This window comes from Bacillus cereus group sp. BfR-BA-01331 (assembly GCF_022663915.1).
Taxonomy (GTDB): Bacteria; Bacillota; Bacilli; order Bacillales; family Bacillaceae_G; genus Bacillus_A; species Bacillus_A mycoides.
In genome coordinates this window covers 393,178-418,183 of sequence record NZ_JAKUGJ010000001.1, presented here as the reverse complement: position 1 = coordinate 418,183, position 25,006 = coordinate 393,178, and the positions used below count along the sequence as shown (strand labels likewise).

Genomic DNA, 25,006 nt, shown 5'->3' with positions numbered 1-25,006 from the left:
ATGTGGAAAAAAATTATTCCTGCTGTTGCTGTTTTAAGTACTATTACTTTTTCAAGCGTATTCGCCGCTCCTCCATCTCAGACTCCTGCCGAACAAAACCGATACATAGACGTACAAATGCTTGGTATTAATGATTTACATGGTCAACTAGATACTGTAAAAAAAGTTAACAATAAAGAAGCTGGTGGCGCTGATTATTTAGCTACTTATTTAAAAGAACGCAAAAAACAAAACCCTAATACACTTCTCGTACATGCCGGTGATATTGTCGGAGCCAGCCCACCAGTTTCCGCATTATTACAAGACGAACCAACAATTGAATTTTTAAATGACTTAAAGTTTGATGTTGGTACAATCGGAAACCATGAATTTGATGAAGGTATCGATGAAATGAAACGCCTCATTTACGGTGGATATCACGAAAAAACAGGGAATTTCAAAGGAGCAAACTTCCCTTATGTCGCTGCAAACTTCTATAATAAATCAACTGGCCGCTTATTTTTACCACCATTCACTGTAAAAATGGTTGACGGAGTTCCTGTAGGGTTCATTGGAGTTGTTACAACGGATACACCAAATGTCGTTATGCCTACTATGCTTAAAAATGTAGAAATCACTGATGAAGTAGAGGCTATTAATAAATCCACACAACAATTAAAGCGTCTCGGCGTTAAATCTATCGTAGTCCTTGCACATGTCGGCGGAACAACTGATGAGTCTGGTGTAACAAATGGAGACCTCACTCGAATTGCAAATGAAACAGATCCAGAAGTTGATGTTATTTTCGGTGGACATAGTCATACGTACGTAAATGGTACTGTAAATAATAAACTTATCGTGCAGGCGAACTCTTACGGGATGGCTTTCTCTGATGTAGATGTAACGATTGATAGAAAAACAAAAGATATTGTGAAGAAAAAAGCTGAAGTTATTACAACGTACCATGAAGGTGTAGAGCCTGATAAACAAGTAAAACAAAAGTTAGATCAATATAAAGAAAAAATCGCACCTCTTGTAAATGAAGTAGTCGGAAAATCTACAGCACCTATCGACCGTAAACAAAACGATGCTGGTGAATCTACACTTGGAAATTTAGTTGCGGATGCCCAGCGCCAAACTATGCAAACACAAATCGCTCTTATGAATCCTGGTGGAATTCGTAATGATCTAGACGCTGGAGATATTACATGGGGCGAATTATACGGCATTCAGCCTTTCGGAAACCAATTAATTAAAGTAGATCTAACAGGTCAAGATATTCGTGATATATTAAATCAACAATGGCAAAAAGGAGCAACGAGAATGCTTCAAATTTCAGGTATTCAATACACTTGGGATGCAAATAAACCAAATAACGAAAAGGTTACGAATATCCGTTTAACAAATGGTGAAGAATTAGTTCCCTCTAAAACGTATAGCGTAGTTGCAAATGCTTTCCTAGCTTCTGGCGGTGATGGATTCGTATCCTTTAAAAATGGAAAAAATGCTGAAACTGGTCCAAACGATTTTGAAGCATTAGTCGATTATGTAAAACAAGTGAAAGAACCAATTCAGCCGATTATTGATGGACGTATTCAAAAAAACAATTAAATACTATTCAAACTAGTGCGTGACACTCGAAAGAAGAAGCTCCTTTTATATGCAAGGAGCTTCTTCTTTTAGAGTCATACGTATTGTCATTCTTCTAGTGCAGTAAAGGATACGCACATAGCCCCTTGTTTCTTCGTAGTATATAGAAAACTATAATGGGAAGATTTGTATGTATTTTCATCAAACAATGACGATACATTGTATCGACAAAACGACAAACACATTCGTAGTATTGAGAAAGCAATTAACGGAGAATATAGCGCCATTCATTTTTATGCTAGATTAGCTACTTTAGCTCCAGACATAAATGAACGAACTCAAATCCTTGAAATTCGGCAAGATGAGCAACGAACAGTTGATTTTTACTTAGAAATTGCTGACGAAACGACAAATCAACAAGTGAAAGAAACATTTCGGCGCGCAGCAGCTGATGAACAAAATCATGCCGTTTGGTTCCTATATTACTTTTCGAAACAAAACAAAAAATGAAATAAAAGAAAGGATACACGCTCTTATATGGAACATAGTATCCTTTCTTTTATTTCTCTGGATACGTTTCATGATTAACATCATACCGTTGCAAAAATTCCTGTAGTGCTTCTTCTACAATTTTAGACTTTTGAATCCCTTTTGATTCCGATATAACATCTAGTCTTGCTAATACTTCTATATTAATCGAAAAGGTTCGTTTCTTTTTCTCTGTGCTCTTACTTATAATTTGAACACTTACTTCTTCTCTTTTTCTTAGCAATTCATAAATGCTTTGTAATTGTTCATAAATTAGTAATTGATAGTCTGTTTTTGCATATTGAAGGGCAGTAGCTTCTTGGATTTGCAAATGACGTGGCTCTTCACCATCACCTATAAAGATACGTTTTTTCTGCTCTCCATCATATTCATATCCAATCACCCTTAATTTCTTTGATAATGTATATGGGCTCATTTCAAGCCGTTTCGCTATAATAGCGATTGATTCGCGTCTATTTAAAGAATCAATAATTTCTCCAATCGTCACATTCTCCCTCCTCTCTTAATCGCCTAAACTTGAAATCAAACCAGTATGTTATGATACAATGATTTTCTAGTAGTATATGCAAAAGAAAGAGCCTGTGCGATTCATACCATTTAAGAAAAGGAGGTTTACATATGCTTTTTCGTAGCCATACCCCTCGGTTTTACAACGAAAAGAAGCAACTAATCCCTAACAGTATCGCTACGATAGAAAGCGTTATGATTAATGACCGGAAACAATCTCTCCTTATACGCGGCCAAAACGTGGAACAGCCTATTTTATTATGCTGTCACGGCGGTCCTGGTATGGCACAAATCGGCTTTATTCGCCATTTTCAAAAAGAGTTAGAAAAGCACTTTATCGTTATTAATTGGGATCAGCGAGGGGCAGGTAAATCCTTTTTATGGCGGGACATCCAAACAAATCTTACGATTGATCAATTTTTTTCAGATGCAAAAAAGGTTATTCAATATCTTCTCAAACGCTTTAATAAGCAAAAACTATTTCTCGCTGGTCATTCTTGGGGAAGTATTATCGGACTACAAATCGCTAATCAATGTCCCGAATATATAGAAGCATACATCGGCATCGGTCAAATCGTACATATGAAGCAAAATGAAGAATTACTATATCAACATTTAATTAGCTCTGCCAAAAAACATGACCATAAAAAGGCATTAGCTTCTCTTTTAAAATTAGGGAAACCACCCTTTTTAGATACGAGACGCCTCATTATTCAAAGAAAGTGGCTTGGTACATTCGGAGGAGCAATCCAAAATGGATCTTCCTTTTCTTTCATACGAAAAGGCTTCTTTTCTCCTGAATATACGCTATTAGATTGGTTCAAATTTCTCGCAGGAAATTTAAAATCCGGAGTTTTATGGGAAGAGATGCTGACAATCGATTTCTTTTCATCTATTTCAAGTTTATCTGTTCCTGTTTATTTTTGTTCTGGTCGCTATGATTATCAAACTCCTTATGCACTCGTTCAACAATATTGCGATATCATTCAAGCTCCTATTAAAAAGATGATTTGGTTTCCAAACTCGGCACATTCTCCAGATTTAGAAGAGCCTGAGTTATTCGCTAAATCTTTACAATCAATTAAACAAGAACTATCTTTTCAACATTAATAACAAAAGGCGCTTTTACATTTCATAGAAAACATTTTATAATGATATGTCGCAAGTAGATGTCACTACAAACACTTGCTTGCCTTAACAGAATAAAAATTAGGGAGATTACATTTATTATGAACGCTGTACTCATCGCAGTAGCAGTCATGCTACTGCTTAGTTTGTTACGTGTCCAAGTCATTGTCGCCATTATCGTTGGAGCTTTAACAGGCGGACTTATCGGCGGACTCGGTATTTCAGAAACAATTAGTACTTTTACAGCCGGTCTTGGGAACAGTGCTCCTATCGCATTAAGCTACGCAATGCTCGGTGGATTTGCTATTTCCCTTTCAAAAACAGGACTTCCTGATGCAATGATCCAATCAGCTTTAAAATGGATCGGCAACGAACAAGACACGAAAAAACAAGTCTATTCTAAAATACTTATATTATTTATCATTTTAACAATGGCTTGCTTCTCACAAAATATTATCCCTGTTCATATCGCCTTCATCCCAATCTTAATTCCAGCACTTTTAAAAGTATTAAATGAGCTGAGGGTGGATCGTAGGCTTGTAACATGTCTTATTACATTTGGGTTAATTACCCCTTACATGTGGGTTCCAGCAGGGTTCGGAAAAATTTATCATGACGTATTGCAAACAAATGCTGCGCAAAGCGGTCTTACATTTGATGTCGCACTTATTCCAAAAGCGATGACTATTCCAGCAATCGGTATGATTATCGGATTATGTGTAGCGGTTTTCATTACATACCGAAAACCACGTACATATGAAACAGAACAAATTCATTCTGCACAGAATGAAATCGTCCCCTATACGAAAAGAAGCATTACTTTGGGTTTATTATCAATACTCGCTACATTAACTGTGCAATTAGCAACAGAATCAATGATTTTTGGTGCTTTAGCAGGTATTATTGTCTTATCAGTTAGCGGTAGCCTCCCTCTTAAAGAAGCCGATGCTATTTTAACGAGTGGAATGCGTATGATGTCCTTTATCGGATTTGTTATGATTTCTGCCGCTGGATTTGGCGCTGTTCTTCGAAAAACTGGACATGTTGAATCTCTTGTGCAAACGAGTGCACATATAATCGGAAATAATAAACCGCTTGCTGCATTTCTTATGCTCATTATTGGACTTCTCGTTACGATGGGAATTGGCTCTTCCTTTTCAACCATCCCAATCTTAACAACAATTTTCGTACCGTTATGCGTCCAGCTCGGATTTAGTCCCATGGCTACAATCGCAATTATCGGTACAGCTGGTGCACTTGGTGATGCAGGTTCTCCAGCATCTGATAGTACACTTGGACCAACGTCCGGTTTAAATGCTGATGGTCAGCACCATCATATATGGGATACATGTGTCCCAACATTTCTACACTATAATATACCGTTACTTATATTCGGCTTTATTGCCGCAATTACACTATAAAAGGTGCGTTTTAAAAACGCACCTTTTACTTTGTTGTTTCTCTCTCAATGCACCTAAATTCTGTTTCCGCTTCTTCTTGTCGCACTTGTTTTTTCTTTATTTTTCCTATTAACTGTTGAAAAGCTATTTCCCCATTTTCTTCGATATAACTTCCAATCGTCGTTAATGATGGACTTATCCATTCACCCTCTACACTCCCGTTAAATCCAATAATTTGTAACTTACCTGGTATATGAATATTAAGAGTTTTCGCCGCCCTGATTAGCTCAATAGCGACCTTATCACTTGAAGCTACAACCCCATCTATGTATGGATGCTTTTGTAACAATTCAAGAAACTGTTGATTCGTATACCCTTGTACAATTTCCTCTCGATAAGAAAGTCCTTCTTTCCAAGCAGTATCTAGAAATCCTGCCACATGCTCTTCCATTTCTTCACTCTCTACTTCCTCACCGATATAAGCAAGAAACTGGCAGCCTTTCTCTTTTAATAAAGAAACAGCTTTCTGTCCACTTTCATAATAGCTCATAAGAGATTGTCGTTCTTCAAGCACAGCGAAAGGAAGTGAGATTTCTCCTATACTTCGAAAAACAGATTTCGTCATTATAACGCCTGCAATGTTATTTTGCGCCAACATATCTATGTATCTATTCTTATTTTCTATATTACAAACTATTACTTGATACCCTTCTTTGTATGCTATTTCCTCAACGAAACGGAGCAAAGTGATGTATGATGGATTATGCAAATTATCTACAAGTAATGCAATCACCGTTGAAGGCTGTTTAAATAAAGGCTTTGCTGTAGCATTCGGTCTATAATGTAATTCTTCAATTGCTTTTTTTACTTGTTTCACCGTATCTTCATGGACATATCCTTTTTCGTTAATGACTCTTGAAACGGTTGCGACTGAAACACCGGCCAATTTTGCAACATCACGTATAGTTGCCACATCGTCACCCCTTAATATGGTAATAGATTACAATTTTAAATTAAACCAAAATATAACATTCGTCAAGGTTATTGTTTTATATTTCTGAAAATTGTTACACAATTTCCACTCTACTCATAAAGTGAAACTTTAATCAGTGGGGGTTTTGTTCATCCCCCACTGATTATTAGCCTTCACCAATCGGGCGTTTACGGGCAGTGGATCTCCCACCTAACTTCTTTGCTCCAACTGAATTTTGAGGTAGGAGTTTTACTGCCCGTTAATGCGGGAGAAAATATAATCCAGCTGAATTTCATGTGAAATCGCGATATTATCATAACCAATAAATGGAATTTCTTTCTTTATTTTTCGTGCTTCCTTTACCGCATCAATATATAAGTTCGTCATCATGAAGTTACGTTTTTGATAAAAACGAAGTGCGTTCATATTATCATTCGTCGTAATAAGCCACACTTTTTTACATTCGTTCTCTTTTGCCACTCGCAATACACAATCCACCAGTTTTGTACCAATCCCCTTCCCTTCCTCAAAACTATTTAACGATACAATTTCACACATGTTTTCTATCACTTTATATGTTAAAATTCCTACTATTCTGTTATTTCTAAGTGCAATAAAACCAGGTAATTCTTCTAATTGATGTACTCTGCCTCGCGAGACCATCATTGAGCTTCCCCAGTTTTCACACATAAAATCCTGAATTGCTTCTTTCATTTCTGGTGTGATTTTTTGTATATGAACCATACACGATTTCTCCCCTTTTCACATCATTGTGATACAATGTTAGTGTATCACATGTAGAGGTATTTGGAGGATGAGGTAAAGTATGAAACGTTTTTTTACAGCATTGTTTACTATACTAGGCGCACTAACTGCGATTGGGATTTTCTTTACAAATAAAGTTATGTACTTGAAGAAAAAAACAGAGGAAGAAGTTTTAGAACGCGAAACGAAAAAGCATTTTCATTTGGACGATTTTAAGGCTATTCAAAAAGAAGAGGTTCACATCCCTTCTCAATTCGGATACGAACTTCACGGATATTACATGCCAGCTGGTCATTCCAATAAATTTATGATTTTTTGCCACGGTGTGACTGTAAATAAAATGAATTCCGTTAAATATGCAAACTTATTTTTAAATAGAGGATATAACGTATTTATTTATGATCATCGCCGTCATGGTAAAACCGGTGGTAAAACAACAAGTTATGGCTATTATGAAAAACATGATTTAAAGTCAGTAGTTGACTGGCTAAAAGATCGTTTCGGAACGAATATTACACTCGGAATTCATGGTGAATCTATGGGTGCTGCAACTCTTCTTCAATATGCAGGACTTGTAGAAGATGGTGCTGATTTTTATATTGCTGATTGTCCTTTCTCTGATTTTTATGGACAGTTACAACATCGTTTGAAAGTTGAGTTTCATTTGCCAAAATGGCCTTTATTACCTTTAGCAAATGCCTTTTTAAAAGTTCGTGATGGCTATACAATTCGTGAAGTTTCACCAATTGATTGTATAAAAAATATTAACAATCCGGTTCTCTTTATTCATAGTAAAGATGATGACTATATTTTATCTGATATGACGAAATCACTTTATGAAGCGAAAGAAAATAATAAACAGCTTTATATTGCAGAACATGGTGCACACGCTTGCTCTTATAATGAAAATAAAGAAGAGTACGAAGATGCCATCGATCAATTTTTAAACACATATGTAAAAGAAACAAAAAACAGGCTTGCATAAGCCTGTTTTTTTACTGCGCTAAAACGTCTGTAACTTGTTCCATATTTTCAGAAATCCACTTTACTGCCTCGTCTAGCGTTGGGAATTCCGTCGTTTGAAAAGTTACCTCATCTTGAAGTAACCAAACATCTTTCGGTTCTTGTCCTACACCTGCGATTGACCAATGAAGTAAACTATATGGATGATTATCATTCAAAAATGATGCCCATGTGCGCTCATTTGCAATATTTTGTAGTGTGTGTAATTTTTTATCCATCTTTCGTCACCTTACTCTAGTCAGTTATAAAAACTATTATAACACTCTCTTCTCTCTCAAACAAAGTGCTCTTTTTATATTGTCAAGTACTCTCCCTAATTATATGATGAGAGTAAGCGTTTGGAAAGGAGGGATAACGTTGGCAAAAGTACAAATTAAAGTGAATGATAATGGCTCTTTTCGCGTTACAGGGGACGTGGAATTAGTTGACTCACAAGGGAATGTATTCCCAGCAAAACCAGCATTTTCTTTATGTCGTTGTGGTTTATCAAAAAACATGCCTTATTGCGATGCTTCGCATAAAGGAAAATTCGAGTCTGTTGTTAGAGCACCAGAGGCAGAATAAATATTTAAAGAGCATGCACATTTATTTGTGTATGTTTTTTCTTTTGATCAAAGCCTATACAGCCCTTCCCCTTTCAACATTTCTATTACTTCCGTCCCCATTCAAATCGGCATATATTTTCACACAATTCTTCACATTCGAATATTTTCCACTTTGCTTTTTTCTTTTTTGTGCTATAATGTGAGCAAACAACATCCTTCGGGGTCGGGTGAAATTCCCAACCGGCGGTGATGAAGCGATAGCTTCTAAGTCCGTGACCCGTTTTCAACGCGAAAACGGTGGATCTAGTGAAACTCTAGGGCCGACAGTATAGTCTGGATGGGAGAAGGATATGTTTTCTAGTAATTTTATATAGCGAATACACTTTTATTTCAGTATGCATATTTTTAAAGTTTCATTTTGAATCTTTATATATGTTTTATTTTGTATACTTATGTTTCTATACTGAAATAAAAAGATACGACTAGCGTTGAAAGAATTTGATATTTTGCTAGGTTTTTTCCTTATGCCAAAATATCAGTCATCGTTAGGTTTCTTTCCTATACTTTCGTATTCGAACTATATTTCTAGAAATCACGTCTCCCAAACCCCAAGGATATAAAATCCTTGGGGTTTTTTGATTTTTTCAGGAGAGGTGAAAAGAATGACAGATCAAGAATATATGAGGATTGCCTTGCAGTTAGCACAAGGAACATCGGGACAAACAAGCCCAAATCCTATGGTTGGTGCTGTTGTTGTAAAAGATGGAAACATCATAGGAATGGGAGCTCACTTGCGTGCTGGTGAAGAACATGCCGAAGTTCATGCACTTCATATGGCTGGTGAAAAAGCAAAAGGTGCTACTGTTTATGTAACACTTGAACCGTGTAGCCATTTTGGAAAAACACCACCTTGCTGTGAATTACTCATTGAAAAAGGAGTTCAGCGTGTTGTAATTGCTACTCTTGATTGCAATCCACTCGTTTCCGGAAATGGAAAAAGGAGATTAGAAGAAGTTGGAATCGAGGTAACTACTGGTGTTCTTGAGGCGGAAGCCACTTTATTAAATCGATACTTTTTTCACTATATGAAAACGAAACGTCCCTTTGTAACAATAAAAACAGCAATGAGCTTAGATGGAAAAACAGCAACTGTAACCGGTGAAAGTAAGTGGATTACAGGCGAAGAAGCACGCGCTGACGTTCACCAATATCGTCATATACATGATGCTATTCTAGTCGGTGTGAATACAGTTCTAACTGATAATCCACACTTAACAACACGAATTTCAAACGGAGGTAAACATCCTATACGCGTTATTTTAGATACCCACTTACGAACGCCGCCATCTTCTCATGTCATAACAGATGGCTTAACTCCGACATGGATTATTGTCGGTAAGGATGTAAACAAAGAGAAAATAGCGTCTTATGAATCTAACAATATAGCTGTATTCCAAATGAAAACACAGCAAATTGAAATACAAGATGTCCTATCCCTGCTCGGTGAGAAACAAATTCTTTCTCTGTTCGTTGAAGGTGGTCAAACGGTGCATGCAAACTTCTTAAAAACAAATAGTTTTAATGAAATCGTGACCTATATAAGCCCGAAATTAATTGGTGGAAAAGATGCACCCACCTTATTTGGCGGAGCTGGTTTTTCGAAGTTACAAGATGCACTTTCCTTAACAATTCAAGAGATGAAACAAATCGGTAATGACATAAAAATTGTTGCAACCTTAAAAAGCGAGGTGACGGAATGTTTACAGGAATCGTAGAAGAGTTAGGAACGATATCAAGCATGACTCAAAGTGGTGAAGCAATGAAGCTAACTATTAGCGCGAATCAAATTTTATCCGATGTCAAATTAGGTGATAGTATCGCGGTTAACGGCATTTGCTTAACAGTAACTACTTTTACGACTACTTCATTCACTGTCGACGCAATGCCTGAAACAATGAAAGCAACATCACTTCGTATGCTAAAGCCAAGTGCCAAAGTGAATTTAGAACGGGCGATGGCTGCAAACGGACGATTCGGTGGACATTTCGTCACCGGACATATCGATGGCATCGGTACGATTTTAACTAAAAAACAACATTACAATGCCATCTATTACAAAATAGCAATTTCTGATGAATTACTACGCTATTGTTTGCATAAAGGATCCGTTGCTGTTGATGGCACTAGCTTAACAATATTTGATATAGACGAATCTTCAATTACAATTTCACTCATCCCCCACACAGTAAGCGATTCTATAATCGGAGAAAAAAAAGCCGGGGACATCGTAAACATTGAGTGTGACATGATTGGAAAATATATTGAACGCTTTATCTCAAAGCCCGCAAAAAGAACTGGTTCAATGACCGAAAGCTTTTTACAAGAAAACGGATTTCTATAAGGAGGAAGCACAATGTTTCATCGTATTGAAGAAGCTCTAGAAGATTTAAAACAAGGAAAGGTCGTTATCGTATGTGATGATGAAAACCGAGAAAATGAAGGCGATTTTATTGCTTTAGCAGAGTACATTACACCAGAAACGATTAATTTTATGATCACACACGGTCGTGGTCTCGTTTGCGTACCGATTACGGAAGGGTACGCAGGACGTCTACAGTTAGAACCAATGGTATCTCATAATACAGATTCACATCATACTGCTTTTACAGTGAGCATCGATCACGTTTCTACAACAACAGGCATTAGTGCTCATGAGCGTGCTACAACAATACAGGAATTATTAAATCCCGCATCTAAAGGAACTGATTTTAACCGCCCTGGACATATCTTTCCATTAATTGCGAAAGAAGGTGGCGTCCTTCGCCGCGCAGGTCATACAGAAGCTGCTGTTGATTTAGCAAAACTTTGCGGAGCTGAGCCCGCCGGCGTCATTTGCGAGATTATAAATGAAGATGGGACGATGGCACGTGTACCTGATTTACTAGAGTGCGCAAAACAATTTGATATAAAAATGATTACAATTGAAGATTTAATTGCTTATCGCCGCCACCACGAAACACTTGTGACGAGAGAAGTGGCAATTACATTACCTACAGATTTCGGTAATTTCCATGCAATTGGCTATTCTAACTCATTAGATATGAAAGAACATATCGCGCTCGTAAAAGGTGATATTTCAACAGGCGAACCTGTACTTGTACGCGTTCATTCAGAATGCTTAACAGGAGATGTATTTGGTTCGTGCCGCTGTGATTGCGGGCCACAGCTACATGCTGCACTTGCTCAAATTGAGCGTGAAGGAAAAGGTGTTCTTCTCTATATGAGACAAGAAGGACGAGGCATTGGTCTTCTGAATAAGCTTCGCGCTTATAAGTTACAAGAAGAAGGGTTAGATACTGTAGAAGCAAATGAAAAACTTGGGTTCCCAGCTGATCTTCGTGATTACGGTATTGGTGCTCAAATTTTAAAAGATTTAGGCTTACAAAGTTTACGATTATTAACGAATAATCCACGAAAAATTGCTGGCTTACAAGGTTACGATTTAGAAGTAACCGAGCGTGTACCGTTGCAAATGCCAACAAAAGAAGAAAACAAAACGTATTTACAAACGAAAGTAAGCAAATTAGGACATTTACTAAACTTATAATTAAGGGAGAGATACATTATGGTATTCGAAGGTCATTTAGTTGGTACAGGATTAAAAGTTGGGGTTGTTGTTGGACGTTTTAATGAGTTTATTACAAGTAAGTTACTTGGCGGAGCTTTAGATGGATTAAAGCGTCACGGTGTAGAAGAAAACGATATTGATGTTGCATGGGTTCCTGGTGCATTTGAAATTCCTTTAATCGCTAAAAAGATGGCCAATAGCGGAAAATATGATGCTGTTATTACATTAGGTACAGTAATTCGCGGTGCTACAACACATTACGATTACGTTTGTAATGAAGTAGCAAAAGGTGTTGCATCTTTATCACTACAAATGGACATTCCAGTTATTTTCGGTGTATTAACGACAGAAACAATTGAACAAGCAATTGAACGTGCAGGTACAAAAGCTGGTAATAAAGGATATGAATCGGCAGTTGCTGCGATCGAAATGGCTCATTTATCAAAACAATGGGCTTAAAAAAGAGGCTACGGCCTCTTTTTTATTTTCTCACCTTTTTTCGTACATCTTCTATTAATTCATCCATCGTTTTTCCTTCTGTTTTTATACGAAGAGCTTGTGCTGTTCTCCACACATTTTCTCTCTTTTCCGCTTCTTCTATAATAGAAATTTCCTTCCTCACTTCTTTTAAATCTTTCCCTTCTGTTTCAAGCCCAAAATGTTCAGCTTTCGTTCGAAAATGCTGTTCGATTCTTTGTTGCATTTCTTTTTGTTCAGGATTTTCAGCCGCCTTAACTGGATCAGCACTTATCGCTTTTATTAAAATCAGACAGGTCATAATAGTTAATATGTATTTGTACATGTAAAATCCTCCAACCCGATATAAATTACATTTTTACTATGTACAATTAGGGCTTGGAAAATTCGTCCACCAAAATTCTTTTTTTCGCTCAAAAACCAATAGTATCAAGCATTAACAACTATTTATTACATTTTATTTACAAAAAAGCAAACTCTTTTACAAGTTTGCTTTTCATCTATCTTATAGCGCACATTCTTCAATCTCAAATCCTAAATCTTCAATCATACCCCAGTCCGCAGTCGGCTCTTGTCCAGCTGTTGTTAAATAGTCCCCGACAAAGATAGAGTTTGCTGCAAATAAACCAAGTGGCTGTACAGAACGTAAATTAAGTTCTCGACCACCTGAAATACGAATTTCTTTTGTTGGATTTACAAAACGCATCATCGCCAGCACTTTTAAACATTCTACAGGTGTTAATTCTTTTTGTCCTTCAAGCGGAGTACCCTTTACAGCAACAAGGAAATTACATGGAATAGAATCCGCATCTAAACGTTGTAATTCAAATGCAATTTCAGCGCGCTGTTCAATCGTTTCTCCCATTCCGAAAATTGCTCCAGAGCATGGAGAAATACCGGCTTGCTTCGCTTTTTGGACTGTATCAACACGATCGTCATACGTATGCGTTGAACAAATGCTATCATAATTGTTGGCATGCGTATTTAAATTGTGATTATAACGATGCACACCAGCTTCTGCTAACTGACCTGCTTGATCTTCATTTAAAAATCCTAAACAACAGCAAATTTTTAAATCTGTCGTTTCACGAATTTCCTTAACTGCTCCAATAACGTGATTTACTTCTTTATTCGTCGGACGACGACCAGATGCAACAATACAATATGTACCTGCTTTACGACGAATTGCTTCGTGCGCTCCTTCAACAATTTTCTCTTGTGTTAACCATGCATACTTATCAATCGGTGCTTCTGAAATAATAGACTGTGAACAATACCCGCAATCTTCAGGACATAATCCAGATTTCGTATTTATAATCATGTTCAACTTTACTTTCTTACCAAAATGATGATGGCGAATGATGTAAGCTGCATTCATAATTTCTAAAACCTCTGTATCATCAGCTTCTAATATTGCAATTGCATCTTCTTTCGTAATCATTTTCTCTTCTACTACGTCGTATGCAAGTTTTTTCCAATCTCTTTTTGTTTGTACTTGTTTCATTTCATCTCTTCCCCTCTTTTGTTATATACGTAAATAAAGCATGATATGTTGCCATTATCCCTTCTTTTCCCGTGAAGTCTCTTTCGTATATACGAAGCATCGTACGAAAGAGTGAAGGGCTTTGACAGTAAGACTCTTCATTACTATTGGTTGCCCCTACTTTTCGAATAGAATGTAGAAACTCCCTAACTTCTGTAAAGCTTTCTATGTAACACGTTTCAGAAACATGTACATTTCCTAATGGATTTTTGCATATATTCACTAACTGTTCTTTCGAAACGAATCGTTGTCCTATTGAAGTACAATTGTGTATCCCCTTTTCTTTCTTAGCACGCTGAAAAGACGTATGCAATTCTTGAAAAGTCGTATTACCAAACGTGGAAAATAATAATATTCCTTCTTCAGACAAATAGTTAAATAAATTTTTCACTGTCTCTTTTAAATCATTAAGCCATTGAAATGTAGCATTTGAAATGATGACATCATATGAATTTTCTAATTTTAATTGTTCAATATCTTCACATCGAAACATCACATTTCCCAAACTTTTTCTAGTTTTCGCGACTGCAATCATCTCATCAGCAAAATCCACAGCTGTAATATGAGCTTTCGGAAATAAATTTGATAATTGCTCTGTTACGTATCCTGTCCCGCATCCAAGTTCTAAAATACGTATCGATGATGTTTCACTATATCGTTCCTTCAATGTAGAAAGTAACGAATACGCCATCTTTTTTTGTACATTTGCATATTGATCGTAGGATACAGCCGCCCCGTTAAACCGTTTTTGCAGTAACGTTTTGTTGATCATGTCGTATCCCCTCTACAAATTGAATAATTTCATTTGCGCAATATTCGAAATTCGTTACACATAATGCATGCCCAGCACCGCTTACTACTTTTAGGTTGGCATTCGTATTATTCGCCATACTATGGGCTGCAGACAATGGACATATTACATCCTGCTCTCCATGAAGGAGTAACAGCGGGGCTTTCATATCTATTACTTCATTTCTCATATCTGTTTCTATTAAATAATCTAAGCCTAATTGTAAAGACTGAATCGAGTCTCCTTTAAACTTCTGCGCAATCTCTTCAAAACTCGTATTCTCCCTCAGCTCACTTTTTGTAAACATATTTTCATAGAAACGCTTCAAAGTATCTTCTTTTTTTCTCGTTAAATTCTTTTTCATACGTTCTACATGCAAGGAATTCCATCCACTTGTATAGTCACTTGTATTGGTAAATTTAGCGGTACCACCAATTAGTACCATACCTTGGGCCTTAATCTTTTTATAAGCTTGTACTGCCGCTAACGCTCCTAGTGACCATCCAACTAAAATTACATTTTCATCCTGCGCTACATCTATTATTCGCCCTGCAAATTCACTTTGTTCTTTCACGTTACGCCAATCTATACATTGAACAGAATATCCTGTAAAATACGGCAGAACCAAAGTCCAAACACCTTCTTCCATTCCCCATCCTGGAATAAAAATAAGCTTTAGCTCTTTCATACTAAAAACCCCTCTTCTTTACCAATGCGTATAATATGCTGAATAGCCCATTTTAAATCGGCTATTGTATGTTGTGACGTAACTGCAAAACGGACTCGAGAACTACCAACGGGAACAGTCGGCGGACGAATTGCAATGGCTGCGATACCTACCTCTTGTAACCTTTCACTAAACCGTAAAGTATTTTCATTTGATCCAACTACAATCGGTACAATATGAGTTGAGCTATTCCCAATATCAAAACCAGCTTCTTGTAAATGCGTCCTGAAATATGCACCATTCTCTATAAGTCGCTCTCTTCTTTCGTTACCTTCTTTCACAATTTCAATTGCTTTTCGGATCGCCCCTAATGTTCCTGGTGGTAAAGCTGTAGTAAAAATCAAGCTTCTCATCATATTTTGTAAATACTCTATATAAATGGAATCACCCGTTAAATACGCACCATAACACCCTAAAGCCTTACTAAACGTCCCCATATGTATATCAATTTTTTGAGCAATATCTTTTTCTACATGAGATAATCCGGCTCCACCGATTCCATATATTCCACTTGCATGTGCTTCATCAACTATAATGATTGCCCCGTATTTCTCTTTCAGCTGAACTAAGCCTCTCAAATATGCAATATCTCCATCCATACTAAAAATCGTATCTGTTACGATTAATTTTCTCTTTTCTGGTGACGCTATTTGCAACATCTTTTCTAAATGATCCAAATCATTATGACGATATCTTTTATGCTCTGCTCCGCTTAATACGATTCCATCAACGATACTTGCATGATTTAATTTGTCACTAAAAACAATATCGTGGCGACCAACTAACGAAGAAATCGCCCCAACATTCGCGGTATATCCACTATTTACAATTAAAGCTTTTTCAGTGCCTTTCCAATCGCATATACTTCTCTCAACCTCTTCATACAGTGGATAATTTCCTACAACGAGACGAGATGCTGTCGCTCCAGTTCCATATTTTTTTGTGCAGACAATAGCAGCTTCTTTCAACCTTTCATCTCCAGCTAACCCTAAATAATTATTTGATGCTAAATTTAGCATCCTTTTCTCATTTCGAATAAGCCATGTCTCTTCCGCTTTCTCTGTTACATGTAAATTACGATACTGCCCTTGCTCCTTTAATTGTTCTACTTTAGATTGAAGATGCGTGCGCCACATTTGATTCATTTTGGATGAGCTCCTCTAATTTTGAAATCATAATATGTTCTTTTGCCGATTCCAATAATTCTTCCCTTGTAAACTCACCTTCAAGGAATGGTAATAACCCTAAAACCGGCACGCCACTTAACTCCTCAATCATTATTTTATTTTCTTGCACTCTTTCTTTTTCATATCCTTTACATCCAGATAAAATTACACCTGCTACTTTTAATCCATGTGCTTTTGCATAAGAAATTGTTAAAATAGTATGATTAACTGTCCCAAGCGTAGGACGCGCTACTACAATAAGAGGAAGCTGTAATTCTTTTGCAAAATCAATCACTAAAGCATCTTCTGTATATGGAACTGCAAGCCCACCAGCTCCTTCTACAAATAGGCTATTAAACTTTTTTAGTAGTTCATTATAGTGATCAGTAATTTCTTTTAACGTTACTGTCCTTCCAGCTCTTTTCATGGCAAGTCTCGGAGCAAGTGGTTCGTCAATGGAATAAGGACAAATTTCATCCTCTTCTGTCGGTACACCCGATAATGCTTTTAACCTTGCTGCATCACCCTCAGGATTTGATGCAACATGTCCACTTTGCAACGGTTTATATACACCAACATTATGTCCACGCTCTCGAAATATACCTGCCAATGCTCCTGTCACTACCGTTTTGCCAACTTCTGTATCCGTTGCTGTTATAAAGAAACCACTCATTACTCTCCCTCCGTAACATCCGAAATTGCTTTATATAAAATGCGTAACATCTCATCAATCTCAGCCACCGTAGATGCAAGAGGAGGCATAAATACAATCGTATTACCGAGTGGTCGCAAAATCATGCCCAGCTCTCTTGAGCGTTTACACACTTGAACACCGACTCTTTCTGTCCATTCAAACGATTCTTTCATTCCCTTATTCTTCACAAGTTCAATACCAACCATTAGCCCACACTGACGAATATCTCCTACGTGCTTATATTCATTAAGAGCTTCTAATTGTGCCGCTACATATTCTGCTTTATGCGCAACATCTTCTATTAAATTAGTTTTTTCATATAGTTCTAAATTTGCAATTGCTACGGCACAACCTAACGGATTCCCTGTATAACTATGACCATGGAAAAACGTTTTTTGTTCTTCATAGCCTCCTAAAAAGGCATTATAAATTTCATCTGTCGTTACCGTAATTGCCACCGGTAAATAACCACCTGTTAAACCTTTTCCGGCTGTTAAAATGTCTGGCGTCACATCCTCGTGTTCACATGCAAACATTTTCCCGGTACGCCCAAATCCAGTCGCTACCTCGTCTGTAATAAATAATACATTGTATTTTGTACATAAATCGCGAAGCCCTTTTAAGTATCCTTTTGGCATTGTAATCATCCCACCAGCACCTTGCATTAATGGCTCCACAATAATAGCTGCTACTTCTTCATGTTTTTCTTGTAGCATTTCTTCCATTTCTTCTAAATGTTTCTTTACAATTTGTTCCTTATTATCTCCATAAGGAGAACGATATGTATATGGATACGGCATTTTAATTGCCTCAAATAATAGTGAACTATACACTTGGTGAAACAAGTCTATTGCCCCCACTGAAACAGCACCTATCGTGTCACCGTGATATGCTTCTTTTAATGTAACAAATCTTTGTTTTTTCGGTTTTCCTTTATGCTGCCAATATTGAAAGGCCATCTTAATTGCAATTTCAACGGCGCTAGAACCAGAGTCTGAATAGAATACTTTCTTCAAACCTTCTGGTACAACTTCAATTATTTTTTCTGCTAATAAAATAGATGGAACGTTAGCAAGTCCTAGCATAGTAGAATGAGCAATTTTATTTAATTGCTCGCGAATTGCCTCATCTAGTTCTGGTACTTGATGCCCATGAACATTTAACCAAATAGATGAAACACCGTCCCAATATTCATTTCCATTTACATCGTATAGCTTTCTTCCCTCTCCACGTTCAATAATGACAGGATCTTCTTCTAAATAATCTTTCATTTGTGTAAATGGGTGCCATACGTAATCTTTATTCTTCTTCGATAATTCTTCATATGTATAAGACGATTTTTCACTCGTGTTACTATTAACAGCCACAATTGTCACCCCTAATGTTAACTTGTTTATAAATAAAGTTAACATTAAAAATAAATGACTGTCAATTATTTTTAAATCAAATAATTCTTAAAAAAGAACAACTTATCATACGATAAGTTGTTCTACTTTCCATGTTGTATCTTTCCAATTTCTAAAATAATCTCTTCATCTTTTTTTCCTTCTGTATCAATTCCAAGTTGCTTAGCATGCTCAATTAACAAATCATGGCGCTGCTCAAATCTAGCGGTATCTACTTCTTTTGTAACCTCTTCTTTTGTTTTCCCCTCAGTAGAAACTCCTAGTTTCACAGCTGCTTTTTCCATCGATTTCTTCTCTTCAATTTCTTTCACTTTCTTCACTTCTGACTGCTGTATTTGCTTTTGTTTCGACTGCTCTGATTCAGCTGCAAAAGCTGTGTAAATTCCAGCACTTCCGCCAACGACTAGTAAGGTGGTAAAAAGAATTATTTTTTTCTTCACTCTTTCCTCCCCTTTCAAATTCATTATAACGCACACTTTTACAGTATTAAAAACATTTCTCCTTTATTTCCCTAAAAAAATATCGAATGTTTTTATTGACATGTATGATGAATATATGATAAAAATTTAACTAACATCATATGAATCGGCGTTGATAGGATTTAGTAGTATTTCGTTTTCTGATTTCAGAGAGCTGGTGGTCGGTGCGAACCAGTACAGAGCGATTTATGAATTACCCCCTGGAGCTTCTTTTACGAAACGTGAGGAGTAGTGAAAGACGGTTTAGACCGTTATGTCTAAAGAGTGGTGAAACGAAACTGTTTCACAATTTAGGGTGGTACCGCGAATTTTTCGTCCCTGCATATATTGCAGGGGCGTTTTTATTTTATTAGCGCATATCATATGACCCTTTATTTTGTGATACATTCCTTTCACAAGCTAGGGTGGTACCGCGATTTCTTCGTCCCTGCATAATTATATGCAGGGGCGTTTTTTTATCCAATCATTTCCGTATCATATTGAGATGTTGACAATTACCGGTAATTTGTCACAAAATTCTAAATTTTAGAAGGAAATATACAATATTGGCGAATTTTATATAAAAAAGAGCTATTTTAAATTACTTAGGAGGGGAAAACAATGGTTTCAAAAATTGAATCTGTTCTTTTAACAATTTTTATTTTTTTCTGTATTGGCTTTAGTGTTATCAAATTAGAAGTTTCACCACACATCCCAATTTTATTTGGTATCGTTCTTTTATTAGCATTTGGATTTATGAAAAAAATTTCTTGGTCTACTATGGAAAAAGGAATGATAAGTAGTGTTTCAGCTGGTATTCCATCTATTTTTATTTTCTTACTTGTAGGCGTATTAATTAGTGTTTGGATCGCAGCTGGAACAATTCCAACTTTAATGGTATACGGATTCCAACTTGTATCTCCAAAAATTTTCGTTCCTACTGTTTTTGTTGTTTGTGCAATTGTTGGAACGAGTATCGGTAGTGCATTTACAACTGCAGCAACAGTAGGGCTTGCCTTTATGGGAATGGGTAGTGCTCTCGGATACGATCCAGCTCTGATCGCTGGTGCAATTATTTCTGGTGCATTCTTTGGAGATAAAATGTCTCCTTTATCTGATACAACAAACTTAGCTCCTGCTGTAACAGGTGTAGATTTATTTGAGCATATTCGTAACATGCTTTGGACAACAGTTCCTGCTTTTATTATCGCTTTTATCGCATTTTTCATTTTAGGAAGCGGTACTAGTGGAGACGTTGACTTCACAAACTTTATTAGCACGTTAGAACAAAACACAACGATTTCTATCGTTACACTTATTCCAATTTTATTACTGTTCCTATTCGCATTTAAAAAAGTTCCAGCAGTTCCAACATTACTTGCAGGAATTGTGGTAGGAATTATTATTCTCTTTATTTTTAAACCTAGCACTTCTTTAGCTGATTTAATGAAAATTATGCAAGACGGCTACGTTTCTAAAACTGGTATTAAAGACATTGATAGCTTACTATCTCGCGGTGGTCTACAAAGTATGATGATGTCGATTGCTCTTATTTTCCTAGCTCTTTGTATGGGAGGATTACTACAAGGAATGGGCATTATCACGCAGCTGATGAATATTATCTCTAGCTTTGTAAAAAATAGCACACGCTTAATTATTTCTACTGCTTCAACTGCAATTGGTGTAAACTTCTTACTTGGTGAACAGTACTTATCCATCGTTTTAACAGGACAAGCATTCGCTAACAAATACGATGAAGTCGGTTTAGAACGTCGTAATTTATCACGAGTATTAGAAGATGCAGGTACAGTTATTAACCCGCTCGTACCATGGGGAGTAAGTGGCGTATTCTTATCGAATGTCCTTGGCGTTCCGACATTTGATTACGTTCCATTCGCAATCTTCTGTTTAGCTTGCCCGGTCTTAACAATTATTGTTGGTTTCACTGGATTTGGTCTTTCATGGAAGAAAGAAAAAACAGTACCAGTTTCATAATATATACGAAAAAAAGGATTACCGATTACGGTAATCCTTTTTACAATACTGTACTATCTATTCGCTTTCTTTCTTCTAAATAACATAAGTAATCCCGCTCCAACAAACGCCAGACCTGCTCCAATTGTAGAAGCAACACTTGTACCTGTTTTCGGTAAATCACGTTCTTCTTTACCTTCACTTACTTTCGTTGTTTCTTTTTCATTTTGATTATCTGTTGTAGTTTGTCCAGATCCCGCGTTGTTTCCATCTTGTTTTGGTTCATTAACAGTATTACCTTCATCCGTTGGTGGTGTCGTTGGATTTCCTCCGTTATTGCCTTCACCTGTTGGCGGTGCCGTTGGATTCTCTCCATTATTACCTTCACCTGTTGGTGGTGTCGTTGGATTTCCTCCGTTATTGCCTTCACCTGTTGGTGGTGTCGTTGGATTTCCTCCGTTATTGCCTTCACCTGTTGGCGGTGTCGTTGGATTCTCTCCATTATTGCCTTCACCTGTTGGCGGTGTCGTTGGATTCTCTCCACCAGTTTCCTTATCATCATTCTTCTTCGTTATATCAATTGCATATTTAGCGAATTCATTTTCAGATGGTCCAACATATGATATTTTTCCATCTTTCTTTATATATTTTTGTGCATTTGGTGAAGAATCAAATGTTGTATTTAATTTATCTGCAATAATCGGTTTAAACGCCCAATTTTGATCTGCTGTTGGATTAATAACTGGTGTTTCCTGCATGTACTTCACAATAATTTGACGCGTTTCATCTTGTGATTGGTATACAACTTCGCCTTTACTTACACCAGGGAACGTTTGGCTACTTCCACGATAGTTGTTTGTAGCCACAATAAACTCTTGATTGTCAGCTACAGGCTTACCTTCATACGTCATATTTACAATACGATTCGTATTTTCATTTACAACTTTGCCATCTTTATCGTATTTCGCTGGTTGCGTTACGTCAATTTCGTATTTTAGGCCATCTAAAATATCAAAGTTATATGTAGGATAACCTATATTTACTAATGGTTGTTCTTCTGTTTTCTTTGAATCAATTTGATTAAATTGACCAGCAGACATTTCAAGCCATTCTTTCACTTGTGCCCCGTTTACTTTTACAGCATATAACGTATTTGGATATACATATAAATCCGCTACGTTTTTAATTGCTAATGTGCCTGCTGGAATATCCGTATAATATGTAGCACCGTTTCGGCCACCCGCTTTAAATGGTGCTCCTGCAGATAATACTGGAATTCCTTTATATTTACTATATTGTCCGTTTTCAGCGAATAGCTTTTCTACGTACCATTTTTGTGCATTTGTCACAAGTTGTACAGAAGGATCATCTTGTACTAATGAGAAATAACTATTAATTGGCGCTGTCGTTTTTCCTACAGCTGTATTCACATAATCAATTGTCGCTTGATGATCATCCTTAATTTCATTAACTAATCTTTGATCAGATTGTACTAATGGGTTCCCTTTACTATCAGCAATCGGACGAAGTTGCGGCTTCGATTGCTCTTTTTGTACTTCCCATTTTCCGTTTACCTTTTTCAATTGCATATCAATAATACCCAGGTTACTTCCAAAGACACCAGGCATTACAACAGGAACACCATTAAATACATCCTTCACTTCAGTATGTGAATGTCCCATTAATACTGCATCTACACCAGGAACCTCTGTTAAATAATACGAAGCATTTTCCATTTTTGGGCTACGGCCGCTCTTATCGACACCTGAATGGGCTAATGCAACAATAACGTCCGCACCTTGCGCCTTCATTTCTGGAACTAACTTTTCCGCTGTATCAACAATATCTTTCGCTTTTACTTTTCCTTCTAAATTTGCTTTATCCCAGTTCATAACTTGAGGTGGAACAAATCCCATTACACCAATTTTCACCTTTTGTTTTTGACCAGATTCATCCTCTACTTCTTTTTCAAAAATATGATATGGTTTATCAAAGTAATGCTTGTCATTCTCATCATTACCATCATGATCATCTATATAAACATTTGAGTTAATAACAGGGAACTTAGTTTTTTTAATCACTGACTTTAAATAATCTAAACCGTAGTTAAATTCATGATTCCCAAGAGAGATGACGTCATACTTCATTAAATTCATTACACGATATAATGGATGAACATAGTTAGGATCAACAGAATTCTCCTTCTCCTGATCTTTTATTTTATTCGCTACATAATCTCCAAGCGGTGTCCCTTGTAATGCATCTCCATCATCAAATAGGACAGAGTTTTTCGCTTCTTCACGTGCTTTATTAACAAGTGTTGCAGTTTGCACGAGACCTACTTTATTATCTGTTTTCGTTTGATAATAATCGTAATTCATTAAGTTAACGTGAATATCTGATGTTTCTAAAATTCGTAAGTTAACTGTACTCTCCCCAGCTTTTTCCTCTGCATGAGCTGTTGTTGGCAACACTTGTGGCGCTATAACACCAATAGCAAGAGTTGCTCCAGCTAGCATTTTTTTTGACTTTTTCACAAAAAATCCCCCTTATACAATTACCAGAAATAATGAAATGAACCCCTATCTGTCTCTAACCACATACCTTTTTTCCTCTATTAGAGACACGATTTTCATTTCATCTTGCGCTAACGAGTAGTCCCCTTAAACGCCCGATTGATGAAAACTAACAATTAACGGGAGATAAAGCTCCCACTAAGTAGAATTTCACCTTATCTGACATTATCATATATAAAGTTCTTTCGTATCGTCAATATTTTTTGACAAACTTCAACAAATTTTCTGTAAAGTTATTATAAACTTTTCATAAACATATAATATGCCCTTACATTGCTAATACTGCTGAATATGATACAATTACCAATTACAAGGAGGATGAATTTATGAAAAAAGTCATCTTAACAATTGTTTGTCTCCTCCTTCTGATCATTTCTTATTCTAATTTTGAAAAGAACGATGAGACAAAACAAAAAGAAACTGAAGGAAAAGCAGAAAAAACATCTGCTCCGAGTTGGATTGATAAGCAAACGAACGACTCCTTTTATCATCTCGTATTAGGTGATTCACTCGCCAAAGGATATGGATCTACACAAGGGGGATTTGCCGAATTAGCTTCTAAGCAAATAGAAGGACAAATTCATAAACCAATTACGGTAGAAAATCTTGGTGTAAATGGCCTTACTACAGATCGTCTCGCTAAAAAAGTTCAGTCCGAAGAAGTTCAACAAAAAATTAGGGAAGCAAATATAATTACTATTAATATTGGGGGAAATAATTTATTTCGCTTAAATCGTGATGTAGGTGTTATAGATGGTATTAAAATGCTAAATAAAGAAAAAGCTCGTTTTGAAACGGATGTAAAAACTATTGTAAAGACCGTTCGAGATCAAAATCCGAATGCTTTACTCATTCTCTCTGAACTCTATAACCCTTTACAACTCGATGACTCCATTGCCAGTTATGCAGATATGTTTTTAGATGGTTGGAATGATTCTATTTATGCTATTTCAAAAGCGAATCAGCCATCTATCGTTTTACCAATTCGCAAATTAATATCGAAGGATAAAAAAGATTTACTATTTGACCAAGTACACCCAAATGATAACGGTTATACGATTATTGCCAATACATTTACAAAGCAAGTGTTATCCTACAAATATTAAGG

At 36.6% G+C, this 25,006-nt stretch carries 25 protein-coding genes, 1 riboswitch and 1 other annotated feature; of the genes, 12 read left to right on the top strand and 13 right to left on the bottom strand.

The features are described 5' to 3' along the window. Positions 1-1,590, top strand: a complete 1,590-nt coding sequence (locus MR155_RS02190; RefSeq protein WP_113937127.1) for a bifunctional metallophosphatase/5'-nucleotidase — start codon at positions 1-3, stop codon at positions 1,588-1,590. 165 nt (positions 1,591-1,755) lie between these two features. Beyond that, complete coding sequence (locus MR155_RS02185) at positions 1,756-2,079, top strand: ferritin-like domain-containing protein (protein ID WP_219303486.1); 324 nt, start codon at positions 1,756-1,758, stop codon at positions 2,077-2,079. Between the two features lie 49 nt (positions 2,080-2,128). Here MR155_RS02185 and MR155_RS02180 read toward each other — a convergent pair whose 3' ends face one another. Continuing rightward, positions 2,129-2,605, bottom strand: a complete 477-nt coding sequence (locus tag MR155_RS02180; protein WP_002014948.1) for a ribbon-helix-helix domain-containing protein — start codon at positions 2,603-2,605, stop codon at positions 2,129-2,131. A 131-nt stretch (positions 2,606-2,736) separates the two neighbouring features. Between MR155_RS02180 and MR155_RS02175 the strand changes: the two genes are divergently transcribed. Beyond that, complete coding sequence (locus MR155_RS02175; protein WP_219303487.1) at positions 2,737-3,735, top strand: alpha/beta fold hydrolase; 999 nt, start codon at positions 2,737-2,739, stop codon at positions 3,733-3,735. Between the two features lie 119 nt (positions 3,736-3,854). After that, positions 3,855-5,174, top strand: coding sequence for a Na+/H+ antiporter family protein (locus MR155_RS02170; RefSeq protein WP_002014950.1), 1,320 nt, complete (start codon positions 3,855-3,857; stop codon positions 5,172-5,174). A 25-nt stretch (positions 5,175-5,199) separates the two neighbouring features. On the opposite strand, the gene MR155_RS02165 is transcribed toward MR155_RS02170, so the two are convergent. Beyond that, positions 5,200-6,126, bottom strand: coding sequence for a LacI family DNA-binding transcriptional regulator (locus tag MR155_RS02165; protein WP_242307767.1), 927 nt, complete (start codon positions 6,124-6,126; stop codon positions 5,200-5,202). Between the two features lie 249 nt (positions 6,127-6,375). Continuing rightward, positions 6,376-6,870 carry a GNAT family N-acetyltransferase gene (locus tag MR155_RS02160; RefSeq protein ID WP_242307764.1) on the bottom strand — a complete coding sequence of 165 codons (495 nt, stop codon included), beginning with the start codon at positions 6,868-6,870 and terminating at the stop codon, positions 6,376-6,378. An 82-nt stretch (positions 6,871-6,952) separates the two neighbouring features. On the opposite strand from MR155_RS02160, the gene MR155_RS02155 reads away from it, so the two are divergent. After that, positions 6,953-7,876, top strand: coding sequence for an alpha/beta hydrolase (locus tag MR155_RS02155; protein ID WP_002014993.1), 924 nt, complete (start codon positions 6,953-6,955; stop codon positions 7,874-7,876). Between the two features lie 10 nt (positions 7,877-7,886). Here MR155_RS02155 and MR155_RS02150 read toward each other — a convergent pair whose 3' ends face one another. After that, complete coding sequence (locus MR155_RS02150) at positions 7,887-8,132, bottom strand: DUF2552 family protein (protein ID WP_002014992.1); 246 nt, start codon at positions 8,130-8,132, stop codon at positions 7,887-7,889. A 139-nt stretch (positions 8,133-8,271) separates the two neighbouring features. Between MR155_RS02150 and MR155_RS02145 the strand changes: the two genes are divergently transcribed. The 5 genes from MR155_RS02145 (at position 8,272) to ribH (ending at position 12,546) form a co-directional block, all read left to right on the top strand. Further along, positions 8,272-8,478, top strand: coding sequence for a CDGSH iron-sulfur domain-containing protein (locus MR155_RS02145; RefSeq protein ID WP_001151582.1), 207 nt, complete (start codon positions 8,272-8,274; stop codon positions 8,476-8,478). A gap of 190 nt (positions 8,479-8,668) precedes the next feature. Next, a riboswitch (FMN riboswitch) is annotated at positions 8,669-8,812 on the top strand. 309 nt (positions 8,813-9,121) lie between these two features. Continuing rightward, the gene (gene ribD, locus MR155_RS02140) at positions 9,122-10,234 is read left to right on the top strand and encodes a bifunctional diaminohydroxyphosphoribosylaminopyrimidine deaminase/5-amino-6-(5-phosphoribosylamino)uracil reductase RibD (protein ID WP_242307760.1); all 1,113 of its coding nucleotides are present in this window, start codon (positions 9,122-9,124) and stop codon (positions 10,232-10,234) included. After that, on the top strand, positions 10,216-10,860 hold the full coding sequence (gene ribE / locus MR155_RS02135) for a riboflavin synthase (RefSeq protein ID WP_242307757.1): 645 nt from the start codon (positions 10,216-10,218) through the stop codon (positions 10,858-10,860). The genes ribD and ribE overlap by 19 nt, the downstream gene beginning before the upstream one ends. A 12-nt stretch (positions 10,861-10,872) precedes the next feature. Next, positions 10,873-12,066 (top strand): bifunctional 3,4-dihydroxy-2-butanone 4-phosphate synthase/GTP cyclohydrolase II, encoded by a 1,194-nt coding sequence (gene ribBA / locus MR155_RS02130; protein WP_242307750.1) that lies wholly within the window; start codon positions 10,873-10,875, stop codon positions 12,064-12,066. 18 nt (positions 12,067-12,084) lie between these two features. After that, positions 12,085-12,546, top strand: coding sequence for a 6,7-dimethyl-8-ribityllumazine synthase (gene ribH / locus MR155_RS02125; protein ID WP_002122292.1), 462 nt, complete (start codon positions 12,085-12,087; stop codon positions 12,544-12,546). Positions 12,547-12,568: 22 nt separating this feature from the next. On the opposite strand, the gene MR155_RS02120 is transcribed toward ribH, so the two are convergent. From MR155_RS02120 to MR155_RS02085, 8 genes are all read right to left on the bottom strand, one after another. Then, positions 12,569-12,889, bottom strand: coding sequence for a hypothetical protein (locus MR155_RS02120; protein WP_002088493.1), 321 nt, complete (start codon positions 12,887-12,889; stop codon positions 12,569-12,571). 180 nt (positions 12,890-13,069) lie between these two features. After that, on the bottom strand, positions 13,070-14,068 hold the full coding sequence (bioB, locus tag MR155_RS02115; protein WP_002014986.1) for a biotin synthase: 999 nt from the start codon (positions 14,066-14,068) through the stop codon (positions 13,070-13,072). 1 nt (position 14,069) lies between these two features. Further along, entirely contained in the window at positions 14,070-14,879 is an 810-nt protein-coding gene (bioC, locus tag MR155_RS02110; RefSeq protein WP_242307739.1) for a malonyl-ACP O-methyltransferase BioC, read from the bottom strand. After that, positions 14,845-15,585, bottom strand: a complete 741-nt coding sequence (locus tag MR155_RS02105; RefSeq protein ID WP_242307733.1) for an alpha/beta fold hydrolase — start codon at positions 15,583-15,585, stop codon at positions 14,845-14,847. The genes bioC and MR155_RS02105 overlap by 35 nt, the downstream gene beginning before the upstream one ends. Then, complete coding sequence (gene bioF / locus MR155_RS02100) at positions 15,582-16,769, bottom strand: 8-amino-7-oxononanoate synthase (protein ID WP_242307732.1); 1,188 nt, start codon at positions 16,767-16,769, stop codon at positions 15,582-15,584. The genes MR155_RS02105 and bioF overlap by 4 nt, the downstream gene beginning before the upstream one ends. Beyond that, complete coding sequence (gene bioD / locus MR155_RS02095) at positions 16,735-17,463, bottom strand: dethiobiotin synthase (protein ID WP_242247048.1); 729 nt, start codon at positions 17,461-17,463, stop codon at positions 16,735-16,737. Before bioD ends, bioF begins: the two co-directional genes overlap by 35 nt. Next, positions 17,463-18,896 (bottom strand): adenosylmethionine--8-amino-7-oxononanoate transaminase, encoded by a 1,434-nt coding sequence (bioA, locus tag MR155_RS02090; protein WP_242307731.1) that lies wholly within the window; start codon positions 18,894-18,896, stop codon positions 17,463-17,465. The genes bioD and bioA overlap by 1 nt, the downstream gene beginning before the upstream one ends. Before the next feature lie 77 nt (positions 18,897-18,973). Then, complete coding sequence (locus tag MR155_RS02085) at positions 18,974-19,330, bottom strand: hypothetical protein (protein WP_242307729.1); 357 nt, start codon at positions 19,328-19,330, stop codon at positions 18,974-18,976. A gap of 142 nt (positions 19,331-19,472) precedes the next feature. Continuing rightward, positions 19,473-19,692: a binding site (T-box leader), on the top strand. A 277-nt stretch (positions 19,693-19,969) separates the two neighbouring features. Here MR155_RS02085 and nhaC point away from each other — a divergent pair. Then, entirely contained in the window at positions 19,970-21,343 is a 1,374-nt protein-coding gene (nhaC, locus tag MR155_RS02080) for a Na+/H+ antiporter NhaC (RefSeq protein ID WP_219303500.1), read from the top strand. A 53-nt stretch (positions 21,344-21,396) separates the two neighbouring features. On the opposite strand, the gene cpdB is transcribed toward nhaC, so the two are convergent. Continuing rightward, complete coding sequence (gene cpdB / locus MR155_RS02075) at positions 21,397-23,859, bottom strand: bifunctional 2',3'-cyclic-nucleotide 2'-phosphodiesterase/3'-nucleotidase (protein ID WP_242307727.1); 2,463 nt, start codon at positions 23,857-23,859, stop codon at positions 21,397-21,399. Between the two features lie 365 nt (positions 23,860-24,224). Here cpdB and MR155_RS02070 point away from each other — a divergent pair, with 365 nt between their 5' ends. Further along, on the top strand, positions 24,225-25,004 hold the full coding sequence (locus tag MR155_RS02070) for a GDSL-type esterase/lipase family protein (RefSeq protein WP_242307725.1): 780 nt from the start codon (positions 24,225-24,227) through the stop codon (positions 25,002-25,004). Positions 25,005-25,006: the final 2 nt, after the last annotated feature.

Coding starts and splice junctions, on each gene's coding strand:
- MR155_RS02190 (WP_113937127.1), top strand. CDS start 1: ATGTGGAAAAAAATTATTCCTGCTGTTGCTGTTTTAAGTACTATTACT.
- MR155_RS02175 (WP_219303487.1), top strand. CDS start 2,737: ATGCTTTTTCGTAGCCATACCCCTCGGTTTTACAACGAAAAGAAGCAA.
- MR155_RS02170 (WP_002014950.1), top strand. CDS start 3,855: ATGAACGCTGTACTCATCGCAGTAGCAGTCATGCTACTGCTTAGTTTG.
- MR155_RS02160 (WP_242307764.1), bottom strand. CDS start 6,870: ATGGTTCATATACAAAAAATCACACCAGAAATGAAAGAAGCAATTCAG.
- MR155_RS02155 (WP_002014993.1), top strand. CDS start 6,953: ATGAAACGTTTTTTTACAGCATTGTTTACTATACTAGGCGCACTAACT.
- MR155_RS02150 (WP_002014992.1), bottom strand. CDS start 8,132: ATGGATAAAAAATTACACACACTACAAAATATTGCAAATGAGCGCACA.
- ribD (WP_242307760.1), top strand. CDS start 9,122: ATGACAGATCAAGAATATATGAGGATTGCCTTGCAGTTAGCACAAGGA.
- ribE (WP_242307757.1), top strand. CDS start 10,216: ATGTTTACAGGAATCGTAGAAGAGTTAGGAACGATATCAAGCATGACT.
- ribBA (WP_242307750.1), top strand. CDS start 10,873: ATGTTTCATCGTATTGAAGAAGCTCTAGAAGATTTAAAACAAGGAAAG.
- ribH (WP_002122292.1), top strand. CDS start 12,085: ATGGTATTCGAAGGTCATTTAGTTGGTACAGGATTAAAAGTTGGGGTT.
- MR155_RS02120 (WP_002088493.1), bottom strand. CDS start 12,889: ATGTACAAATACATATTAACTATTATGACCTGTCTGATTTTAATAAAA.
- bioB (WP_002014986.1), bottom strand. CDS start 14,068: ATGAAACAAGTACAAACAAAAAGAGATTGGAAAAAACTTGCATACGAC.
- bioC (WP_242307739.1), bottom strand. CDS start 14,879: ATGATCAACAAAACGTTACTGCAAAAACGGTTTAACGGGGCGGCTGTA.
- MR155_RS02105 (WP_242307733.1), bottom strand. CDS start 15,585: ATGAAAGAGCTAAAGCTTATTTTTATTCCAGGATGGGGAATGGAAGAA.
- bioF (WP_242307732.1), bottom strand. CDS start 16,769: ATGAATCAAATGTGGCGCACGCATCTTCAATCTAAAGTAGAACAATTA.
- bioD (WP_242247048.1), bottom strand. CDS start 17,463: ATGAGTGGTTTCTTTATAACAGCAACGGATACAGAAGTTGGCAAAACG.
- bioA (WP_242307731.1), bottom strand. CDS start 18,896: ATGTTAACTTTATTTATAAACAAGTTAACATTAGGGGTGACAATTGTG.
- nhaC (WP_219303500.1), top strand. CDS start 19,970: ATGGTTTCAAAAATTGAATCTGTTCTTTTAACAATTTTTATTTTTTTC.
- MR155_RS02070 (WP_242307725.1), top strand. CDS start 24,225: ATGAAAAAAGTCATCTTAACAATTGTTTGTCTCCTCCTTCTGATCATT.